Genomic DNA, 8,898 nt, shown 5'->3' on the forward strand with positions numbered 1-8,898 from the left:
GAGAACCCCCGGTCGAACCAAGAAGCGAAGAGACGGGGCATCCTGCCACAGCACGTGGTCCGTGATCGAACCGTTTCCTGCTCTGGCCGCACCCTGACGGCAGGCCAGGGCGGCACCCGCAGCGAGGATTTCGACGACTACGGCGACGTGCAAAGCAGGGTCGACGGCGGCGGTCAGAGGCCGCCGACGGCCTTCGACGCCCGGTCGGCGACCTGGCGCGGCGTGAGGCGGGTGGTGTCGATGACCTCGGCGTCGGCGGCGAGCCAGCCGTCGTACGCCTCCGCGTAGACCGGCAGCTTCCGGCGGCGGAAGGCGCGGACCTTCTCACTGCGCGCCTCGTCCTCGGGGAACTCGACGCCGGCGTCGATGCGGGCGGCGACGGTGTCCGGGTCGGCGTGGAGCAGGAGGTGCCGGAGCGGGATGCCGGCGGCGCGGACGGCGTCGTGGATCTCGGCGGCGTAGTCCCGGCGCAGCAGGGTCATCGGGATGATCACCGGTCGGCCGTCGTTCTCCCGGTGGCAGCGGACGGCGAACTCGGCGACGAGGGGGCGCCAGGCCGGGTTGTCCTGGAAGTCCTCGTACTTACCGGGGAAGACCTGGCGCAGCAGGAAGCCGACCTCCTCGGCGTCGAAGAGGACGGCGCCGGGCAGTTCCCGCTGAAGGGTGGTGGCGAGGGTGGTCTTGCCGCCGCCGAAGGGGCCGTTGATCCAGATCACGGTCACCTGGGTCTCGCTTTCCTTGCTGGGTGCTGGTGTTCGGTATCGAAGTCGGCTGCTGCGATCCGCGGTCGCCGACGGCCGACCAGGCCGGCCGGCGTCGCACGCCGTCAGGTACCGGCCGGCCCCTCCGCGCCCTGGGGCGTGAACGCGTAGGTGCGGACCGGGTCGAGGTGCAGTTCGTACGGCCCGAAGCAGTCCGCCGCGAGCGTGGCGACCCGGGCTCCGCAGGGGCAGGCCCGGTTGAGGCCCTCGGTTCCGTTCGGTCCGCAGCATCCGCTGCCGTTCTCACCGTTCGGGAGGGGCCGCAGCGCGGGCGCGTCATCGGGGTGCACCACGACCGTGTCGCGGACCCCGGCGGAGGCGACGAAACCCTCCTCGGTGGCCATGAGGATGCCGCGGGGCTGCGACGGCAACGGGTTCTCCTGGTCCTCCTGCACGACGAAGGGGACTCCCCAGGGCTCGGTCTCGATCGCGTAGCAGCCGCGCGGCACGCTGGGCGGGGCCTGCCGCGCTCCCCCGCGCCCGGCGTCTTCGAGCCTCGGAACCGTGGGGACGGCAGGCAGGGCCGTCAGGTCCGGGGTGAGCGTCGTGCCGCACTTGGAACAGTAGAAGACGGTCATGGGTCCGTTGTAGCCGCTGATCGTCCCGTCGCGCACCCCGCTCACCCTGCCCGCAGCCGGTCGTGCAGGGCGCGGGCCACGTGTGCCATCACGGCCTCCGCCGTCGGCTGGATCGCCGCGGGCACGGTGGACTCGGTCAGTGCCGCGACGGCGTACCGGGAGCCGTCGTCGTGTTCGACCACCCCGATCTCGTGGCGCAGGTTGAGCAGGGTGCCGGTCTTGGACGACCATCGTGAGGCGTCCGAGCTGAAGTCGGGTGCGAGCCGGTGCCGGATGACGTTCAGGCCCATGAGGGAACGCACCCGGGCGGCGACCGCAGCGGGGATGCGGGTGGGGAGCCAAAGGGCTTGGAGGAGGTCGACGCAGGCCCGGGCGGTACCGGAGTTCGCGCGGCTGACGTCCAGTTGGGGGACGGGGTGTCCGCGCCCGGCGGTGCGGGAGCCGATCGCCAGCGACTGGGCGAGGTGGACCTCTCGTGGCTCGAACCGCTCCACCGGGGTCCGGGTGAGTTCGTCCATCGAGTGGCGCAGGGTGATGCCGGTGAGGCCGGCGTTCGCCAGGACGCGGTTGACCTCGGCGGGTGCGACCAGGCCGAACAGGGCGTCCGCCGCGCTGTTGTCGCTCATCGCGGTGCTGAGGTAGAGCAGGTCCTCGACGGCGATCCGGGCCGGGTGCCGGAACCTGCTCAGTCCGACCGGACCGGCAGTCGTGATGCGCCCGGGCGGCACCTCGACCACGGCTGCCGGGTCGATCCGGCCGTCCCGGATGTGTTCCGACACGGCCACCGCGAGCGGGATCTTGGCCAGTGACGCGATCGGCAGCTCGATGTCCGGGGTGATGCCGAGCTCGTCGCCGGTGTCCAGGTCCCGGACCAGGTACGAGCCGGACAGTCCGGCGTCCTTGAGTACGGCCTGGAGGTCCCGGACGGCCGGTCGGAAGGTCATGGCCGCACCCGCCCGTCGGCCGGCACGCCCAGGCAGCGCGCGATCGGCTCCCGGAGCCCTTCGCTCACGCCTCGTACGTCGACGCCGCTGCCGGCGCGCAGCCGGTAGCCGCGGGCGACGGGTTCGCCCGCGAGCGCACGCCAGGACAGTCCCAACTCCTCGGCCTGCGCTGACGAGCACAGCAGCAGGGCGCCGGCCCGGAGGGTCTCGGACACGGCCGCGGTGAGCGAGGGCGCGAGCGTGATCTGCGCGGGCAACAGGGCTGCTCGGTGGCCGAGTTGTTGCAGGCGGTCCCGGATGTGCGGCAGGTCGTCCTCCGGCTGGATCAGGATCCGCTGGTACGTGTGCCGTGTCCGCCCGGGCCGCAGCGCCTCGATGCGCAGCGGGCGCAGCGGGCGCGGGGCGGTGCCGACCGCGTCGGCCGGACCGGCCACACCGAGGGGGACGGTCCAGCCGGCCTCGGGCGGTGGGACGGCGACGAGGGCCAGGCGCACCTCGCGGGCGTCGAGTAGTTCCGCACGCGCGGCGGGGCCCGCGGGCCGGAAGCCGAGGACCATGCCCAGTTCGCGGGCGGCCGCGTCCAGGACGGCCAACGGCCGGACCGGGCAGATCTCGGGGACCGCGAACGCCAGCGGCTTGAGCCTGGCCTGCTCGGCGTCGTACTCCAGCGCCTCCGCGAGCTCCACCAGCCGCTTCGCGGACGGGAGCAGGTCCCGCCCGAACGGGGTCAGCGCGGCCCGGCGGCCGGAGCGGTCGAACAGGAGGCCTCCCAGGTGCTTCTCCAGCACGGCGATCCGCCGGCTCGCGACAGGCTGCGGCACCCCGGCCGCCGCAGCGCCCAGGGTGAAGCTCCCCCGCTCGCCCACATGCACGAACACCCGGCACGCCCCCACCAAGTCCATCACCACATCGTATGCGGAGAACGCATGAGTGGTGTCAATTCTGTCTTTGTGCACATGAGTTGGCGGGCGGCAGGCTGTCGGCCATGTCCTTCGGGGAGCCCTTGCCCCCTACGAAGGCCTTGCCGCTCACGAAGCCCTTGTCCCTCATGAAGCGAGGAGAAGCCCATGACGCCCTCCCCCCGCCACGACCCGACCGGCCGTCTCTCCAGGCGCCACTTCGGCCGGCTCGCCACCCTCGCCCTCGCCGCCGGTGCCGGCGCGCTCCCCCTCCCCGCACGGGCCACCGCGGACGACACCGACGCGCAGACCTGCTACGACCGCGCCCGCAGGCTGGCCGGGAACGACCCGGTGCTGTGCGCACTGGTGGCGGCGCTGACCCCCGCCACCACCTTCCCCCGCCCGCCCGCACCGGCACCGGTGAAGCTCTTCGACAACCTCGCGATGCTGAGCGCCGGTTGGGTCTCCGCGATGGCCGTGCTGACCGACGACGGCATCGTGCTGATCGACGCGCTCACCTCGCCGGCGGACGCCGAGAACGTCATCATCCCCGGGCTGCGCGCGCTGGGCGCCGACCCGGCGACAATCAAGTACATCGTGTGCACCCACGGCCACTACGACCACTTCGGGGGCGCGCAGTCGCTCGCCGACCGCTACGGGGCCCGGGTGCTGATGTCCCCGGCCGACTGGGACCTGCTCGCCCGCACCCGGCCCGCCGACGCCCCCGTCCGGGACCTCGACATCACGGACGGCCGGCACCTCACACTCGGCGGCACCACGATCGAGTTGCACCACACCCCGGGCCACAGCCCGGGCACCGTCTCACCGATCTTCCCGGTACGCGCGGGCCGCCGGCACCACACCGCCATGCTCTGGGGCGGCATGCTCCCGCCCACCGCGCTGCCGGAACTGCGCACCCACCTCTCCTCCATCCGGTCCTTCCGGGCCCGGGCCGTGCGGGCGGGTGCGGACGTGGAACTGTCCAACCACCCCAACGACTACGGCCTCCAACGCGCCGAGCAGCTTCGCGACCACCCCGACGGGCCGAATCCCTTCGTCCTCGGCCGACCGCGCACCGAGCGGTTCCTGGCCGTGATGGACGCCATGGTGCACGGCCGGATCGCCGACGCCGAAGCCGCCGCCGAAGCCACCGGGGTACGGGACGAACCAGGCCCGCATGCCGCGGGGGCTCACGCGTGCTGCTGAGGGCGCGACGGGTTCGGGGGATGTGAGCGGGATCGGCCCCTGGCCCCGCTCACAGCTCGCCGAACGATCGGCGACGACAACGCCGAGCACCAGCCCCAGGCGACGACCACCTGCGCAACGGTGACAACCCCCGTTCCTCGTGGCGCAGATCGGTCGAGGTCGTCGGGGCCCGCCGGTGACAGGCGTCGCGCGCCGGCGCGTCGGGTCCGACGGGACGTCACCGTGCCTACCTCCCTTGCCAGATACTACGGCGACCGTACTATGGTGGCCGGTGTGACGAAGAAACGCTCCATGCAGGAGCCCACCTTCCTGCTGCTCACCGCTCTCGCCGACCAGCCCCGGCACGGCTACGCGCTCGGTGACGAAGTCGCCGCGATCTCCGAGGGGCGGGTCCGGCTCGGCGCCGGCACGCTGTACGGCACGCTCGACCGGCTGCTCGCCGAGGGCCTCATCCGGGTCGAACGGGAGGAGACGGTCGCCGGGCGGCCCCGCCGCGTCTTCGCCCTCACCCCGGCCGGCACCCAGGCCCTCACGGGCGAGAGCGACCGGCTGCGCGCCGCCCTCCACGAGGCCGACCGGCGCCTCGCCATCACCCGGAACAGGCTCGCAGGAGGAACGGCATGACCCCGCACCGGGACCAGCAGGGCCGGCCGGGCCAGCAGGACCACCGGGGCAGCCGTCTGACGACCCGCCTGCTGCGCCGCGCCCTCGCCCTCTACCCGGCCTCCTACGGCACCCACGAGCTGGCGGAGGTCGCCGACCACGCCGAACACCGCGTCCGCACGGCGTCCCCGCTCGGCGCTCTGCGCGAGGTCGCCGACGTGGCGGGGTACGGGCTCCGGGTCCGGCTCGGCCTGGTCTCCCACCAGCCGACGGGCCGGGCCCTGGCCACCGCGGCCCCGCTCGCCGCCGCGCTGGCCGGCAGCTACGCGGCCGTGCACCTCTGGTGGGCCGTCCGGGCCGCCACCGACCCGGAGGGCGGGGTACGCGTCGGGTCGCTCGTCGCCACGCTGGCCCTGCTCGTCCCGGCGGCGCTGATGGCCGTCGCGGCCCTGGCCGGCCGCTGGACGGCGGCCCGGGTCCTGGCGGCGGTCACCGTCGTGGCCCCGCTGGTCCTCCTGGTCGCCGGCCGCGAGCTGCCCGGTGCACAGGCACACCTCCCGCTGACCTACGGGCTGGCGGGCCCGGACACCGTGTTGTTCGCCCTCAACGCCCTCGTGCTGCTGATCGCCCCGCCGGACCGCCTCACGCAACCGCGCTCCGCCGTTCCGTGGGGGGTCGTGATCACGCTCACCGCCGCGGACGCCGTCCTCAACGAGGCCCTCGGCCCCGGCGAGGGGACGATCCTCCGCACCGGATTCCGCTTCCTCGCCCCGGTGGTCGCCGGCGCGGCCGTCGCCTGCACCACCCGCACGGTCGGCTCGGCGGCCCTGACCGCCGTCGTCCTGGGCGTGCCGCCCGTGCTCGCCCCCGTACTGACGGGCTACTACGTCACGAACGCGACCGCGCTCCTGTTCCTGGTGGCGTTGTTCACCGTCGGGTACGCGGCCGCCCTCGCCGTGGTCCGGTTGACGGAGCGGTTCACCCCGCGCACCGGGCGGCAACAGCGCTGATCCCCTGACGCGGCCGGGCCGGCGGCGCCCCCGCCGGCCCGGCCGCCGGAGATCCCGTCGGCCGCGGGTACGGGTCACCGGCCGGCGGTCGGCCCGTCAGCTTGCTCGTCACGCTCGGCGTGCTCGGTCTGCTCATTCTGCTCGGTCTGCTCGGTGTCCCGGACGACGACGACCGGGCAGGAGGCGTGCTGGACGCAGTGCTGACTGACCGAGCCGAGCAGCGCCCCGACGAAGCCCCCGTGGCCGCGGTTGCCGAGGACCAGGAGTTCGGCGCCCTCGGCGACCTCCAGCAGGACCTGGGCGGGGTTGCCGTACTCCACCCGTTCGCGCACCTCGACCGGGTACTGGGGGCCCGTCTCCTCCGCGACGGCCTCGGCGAGCGTCTTTCCGGCGTACCCGGCGACGACGCCGTCGTCCACTCCGGCCACGGGCACGCCCCAGTGGTAGACGGCCGGGTGCTCCCAGGTGATCACCGCCTCGACCGCGGCTCCGACCAGGGCGGCCTGACGTGCCGCCCACCGCAGGGCGGCGCGGGAGGACGCCGATCCGTCGACGCCCACCACGATCCGCCGCTGTGCCACCGTCTCGTTCATGTCGTTCCCTTCCTCTTCCCCCGGGTTGTGGATCGCGGACCGGGCCTCGGTCAGCGCAGGTCGAAGACCAGGCGGGCGGAGACCTTTCCGCTGAGGACCTCGTCGAAGCAGGCGTTGACGTCCTCCAGCCGGCGGGTTTCGCGGATCACCCGGGTGCGGCCGAGGGCGTGCAGGCGGAAGACCTCGGCGAGGTCCTCGCGGGTGCCGACGATCGAGCCGATGACCTTGGTGCCGTTCAGCACCGTCTCGAAGACCGGGAGTTCGAGCTTGCCGTCGGCCGGGAGGGCGACCAGGACGAGGGTGCCGCCGCGGCGCAGGGCGCCGTAGGCGGCCTGGAAGGAGGCGTTGCTGACGGCGAGGGCGATCGCGGCGTGGGCGCCGCCGAGGGCCTGGACCTCGGCGGCGACGTCCTGGGTGCGGGCGTCGAGGACGTGGTCGGCGCCGAGCTCGCGGGCCAGGGCGAGCTTGTCGTCGGTGACGTCGACGGCGATGGTCTCGGCGCCGCAGAGTCGGGCGTACTGGAGGGCGAGGTGGCCGAGGCCGCCGATGCCGGAGACCAGGACGCGGGTGCCGGGGCGGGCGCCGGAGACCTTGAGGGCCTTGTAGGTGGTGACGCCGGCGCAGGAGAGCGGGGCGGCGTCCAGCGGGTCGATGCCGTCGGGCACGGGGACGACGTAGTCGCCGTGGGCGAGCGCGTACTCGGCGTAGGCGCCGTCGACGGAGTAGCCGCTGTTGTGCTGTTGGAGGCAGAGGGTCTCCCAGCCGGAGACACACTGGTCGCAGCGCCCGCAGGCGTCGGCGAGCCAGGGGATGGCGACCCGTTCGCCCACCCGGACGTGGCGGACCTGCGCGCCGACGGCCTCGACGATGCCGACGCCCTCGTGCCCGGGGACGAACGGCGGGCCGGGCTTCACCGGCCAGTCGCCGTGGGCGGCGTGGATGTCGGTGTGGCACAGGCCCGAGGCCTCGATCCGCACCCGGACCTGGTGCGCGGCCGGCTCCGGCACCGGACGCTCCTCGACAACCAACGGTGCGGTGAAATCACGGACGACGGCGGCCTTCATGCGCTGCTCCCTCGGACGGTGGCGAACGCGGTTCCGATGTCCACCGGTACCGCGCTGCCTCCATCCCAGCGTCTCGGCCCGGTGTCCGCTGGGGCCGGGAGGTACCTGTCTTCCAGGCCGAAGGTCCCCGGTCGCTGTGGTCGGCCGACCCGGTGTCCGGTCACCACGTCCACGCCGATCCGCGTACGGGGGCACGAGGGGACCGATCGCCGTGGCCGAGCCGGTCCGCGACAAGCGCGACGGCGACGGCGGCGACGGCGGCGACGGCGGCCCGGTGCTGATGCCGGTGCCCACCCCGTGCAGCGTGTCACCGGCGAAACGCGCGCTGTCGGGGGTGACACCAAGGGCTTGACGACCGGGACGGGGCCGACGGGTGACGGCCCGGACCGGTCGCTGCCGGTCCGGGCCGTCACGGGCGGGGTGCTCAGGCGGCGGCGGTCAGCCGCTCCGTCATCGTGCGGACGACCGCGGCCTGGTGGGCGGCCAGATAGAAGTGGCCGCCGGGGAAGACCCGCAGGTCGAAGGGGCCCTCGGTGTGATCGGCCCAGGCGGCGACCTCGTCGACGGTGGCCTTGGGGTCGTCGTCTCCGGTCAGGGCGACCAGCGGGCAGCGCAGGGCCTCGCCGGGCTCGTAGGCGTAGGTCTCGGCGGCCTTGTAGTCGGCCCGGGTGGCGGGCAGGATCATGCGCAGGACCTCCTCGTCGCCGAGCAGTTGGGCGTCGGTGCCGTTCAGGCTCCGCATCTCCTCGATGAGGCCGTCGTCGTCGCGCAGGTGCACCGTCTCGTGGCGGTGGGTGGAGGGGGCGCGGCGGCCGGAGACGAACAGGCCGGCCGCCACCAGGCCCTTCTGGCGCTCCAGGCGCCGGGCCACCTCGAACGCCAGGGTGGCGCCCATGCTGTGGCCGAAGAACGCCAGCGGCCGGTCCGTCCACGGCAGGAGCGCGGCGAAGACCCGGTCGGCGAGGTCGGGGATGTTGTCGAGGAACGGTTCGGCGCGGCGGTCCTGGCGTCCCGGGTACTGGACGCACAGGACGTCCACGGACGGCGGCATCGCCCGGGAGACCGGGAGGAAGAAGCTCGCGGAGCCGCCGGCGTGCGGCAGGCAGACCAGGCGGATCCCGGCGTCCGGGCGCGGGTGGAACCTGCGGATCCACAGGTCGTCAACGGGAGGGTTGTTCACGGGAGGTGTCGTTCCTTGCTTCGTGGACGGAAGGTGGATTCGGGGGCGGGAGGACGGCCG

General features: G+C 73.9%; 11 protein-coding genes. 4 read left to right on the plus strand and 7 right to left on the minus strand.

Annotated elements, in window-relative coordinates; translation table 11 throughout:
- Nucleotides 1-173: 173 nt before the first annotated feature.
- The 4 genes from ACZ5OX_RS22840 to ACZ5OX_RS22855 form a co-directional block, all read right to left on the minus strand.
- Nucleotides 174-722, minus strand: coding sequence for a P-loop nucleotide/nucleoside kinase family protein (locus ACZ5OX_RS22840; RefSeq protein WP_465632451.1), 549 nt, complete (start codon nt 720-722; stop codon nt 174-176).
- Between the two features lie 104 nt (nt 723-826).
- Nucleotides 827-1,339 carry a hypothetical protein gene (locus ACZ5OX_RS22845; RefSeq protein WP_465632453.1) on the minus strand — a complete coding sequence of 171 codons (513 nt, stop codon included), beginning with the start codon at nt 1,337-1,339 and terminating at the stop codon, nt 827-829.
- Nucleotides 1,340-1,380: 41 nt separating this feature from the next.
- Entirely contained in the window at nt 1,381-2,283 is a 903-nt protein-coding gene (locus ACZ5OX_RS22850; RefSeq protein ID WP_465632455.1) for a serine hydrolase, read from the minus strand.
- Nucleotides 2,280-3,185, minus strand: a complete 906-nt coding sequence (locus ACZ5OX_RS22855) for a LysR family transcriptional regulator (protein WP_465632457.1) — start codon at nt 3,183-3,185, stop codon at nt 2,280-2,282. The genes ACZ5OX_RS22850 and ACZ5OX_RS22855 overlap by 4 nt, the downstream gene beginning before the upstream one ends.
- A 165-nt stretch (nt 3,186-3,350) precedes the next feature.
- On the opposite strand from ACZ5OX_RS22855, the gene ACZ5OX_RS22860 reads away from it, so the two are divergent.
- The 3 genes from ACZ5OX_RS22860 to ACZ5OX_RS22870 all read left to right on the plus strand — a co-directional run bounded on the left by ACZ5OX_RS22860 (nt 3,351) and on the right by ACZ5OX_RS22870 (nt 6,001).
- The gene (locus ACZ5OX_RS22860; RefSeq protein ID WP_465632459.1) at nt 3,351-4,388 is read left to right on the plus strand and encodes an MBL fold metallo-hydrolase; all 1,038 of its coding nucleotides are present in this window, start codon (nt 3,351-3,353) and stop codon (nt 4,386-4,388) included.
- A 291-nt stretch (nt 4,389-4,679) separates the two neighbouring features.
- Nucleotides 4,680-5,012 carry a PadR family transcriptional regulator gene (locus ACZ5OX_RS22865; protein WP_465632725.1) on the plus strand — a complete coding sequence of 111 codons (333 nt, stop codon included), beginning with the start codon at nt 4,680-4,682 and terminating at the stop codon, nt 5,010-5,012.
- Entirely contained in the window at nt 5,009-6,001 is a 993-nt protein-coding gene (locus ACZ5OX_RS22870; protein WP_465632461.1) for a hypothetical protein, read from the plus strand. Before ACZ5OX_RS22865 ends, ACZ5OX_RS22870 begins: the two co-directional genes overlap by 4 nt.
- A gap of 74 nt (nt 6,002-6,075) precedes the next feature.
- Here ACZ5OX_RS22870 and ACZ5OX_RS22875 read toward each other — a convergent pair whose 3' ends face one another.
- Nucleotides 6,076-6,594: a universal stress protein gene (locus tag ACZ5OX_RS22875; RefSeq protein WP_465632463.1), complete on the minus strand. Its 519-nt coding sequence runs from the start codon at nt 6,592-6,594 to the stop codon at nt 6,076-6,078.
- A 50-nt stretch (nt 6,595-6,644) separates the two neighbouring features.
- Nucleotides 6,645-7,658: an alcohol dehydrogenase AdhP gene (gene adhP / locus ACZ5OX_RS22880; protein ID WP_465632465.1), complete on the minus strand. Its 1,014-nt coding sequence runs from the start codon at nt 7,656-7,658 to the stop codon at nt 6,645-6,647.
- Nucleotides 7,659-7,869: 211 nt separating this feature from the next.
- On the opposite strand from adhP, the gene ACZ5OX_RS22885 reads away from it, so the two are divergent.
- Nucleotides 7,870-8,010 carry a hypothetical protein gene (locus tag ACZ5OX_RS22885; protein ID WP_465632466.1) on the plus strand — a complete coding sequence of 47 codons (141 nt, stop codon included), beginning with the start codon at nt 7,870-7,872 and terminating at the stop codon, nt 8,008-8,010.
- Nucleotides 8,011-8,082: 72 nt separating this feature from the next.
- On the opposite strand, the gene ACZ5OX_RS22890 is transcribed toward ACZ5OX_RS22885, so the two are convergent.
- Entirely contained in the window at nt 8,083-8,838 is a 756-nt protein-coding gene (locus tag ACZ5OX_RS22890) for a thioesterase II family protein (protein ID WP_465632468.1), read from the minus strand.
- Nucleotides 8,839-8,898 lie beyond the last annotated feature (60 nt).

Source organism: Kitasatospora sp. NPDC032121 (assembly GCF_055580145.1).

Excerpts from the sequence above, each read along its gene's own strand:
- ACZ5OX_RS22865 (WP_465632725.1), top strand. The coding sequence starts at position 4,680 with ATGCAGGAGCCCACCTTCCTGCTGCTCACCGCTCTCGCCGACCAGCCC.
- ACZ5OX_RS22845 (WP_465632453.1), bottom strand. The coding sequence starts at position 1,339 with ATGACCGTCTTCTACTGTTCCAAGTGCGGCACGACGCTCACCCCGGAC.
- ACZ5OX_RS22855 (WP_465632457.1), bottom strand. The coding sequence starts at position 3,185 with ATGGACTTGGTGGGGGCGTGCCGGGTGTTCGTGCATGTGGGCGAGCGG.
- ACZ5OX_RS22875 (WP_465632463.1), bottom strand. The coding sequence starts at position 6,594 with ATGAACGAGACGGTGGCACAGCGGCGGATCGTGGTGGGCGTCGACGGA.
- ACZ5OX_RS22860 (WP_465632459.1), top strand. The coding sequence starts at position 3,351 with ATGACGCCCTCCCCCCGCCACGACCCGACCGGCCGTCTCTCCAGGCGC.
- ACZ5OX_RS22870 (WP_465632461.1), top strand. The coding sequence starts at position 5,009 with ATGACCCCGCACCGGGACCAGCAGGGCCGGCCGGGCCAGCAGGACCAC.
- adhP (WP_465632465.1), bottom strand. The coding sequence starts at position 7,658 with ATGAAGGCCGCCGTCGTCCGTGATTTCACCGCACCGTTGGTTGTCGAG.
- ACZ5OX_RS22850 (WP_465632455.1), bottom strand. The coding sequence starts at position 2,283 with ATGACCTTCCGACCGGCCGTCCGGGACCTCCAGGCCGTACTCAAGGAC.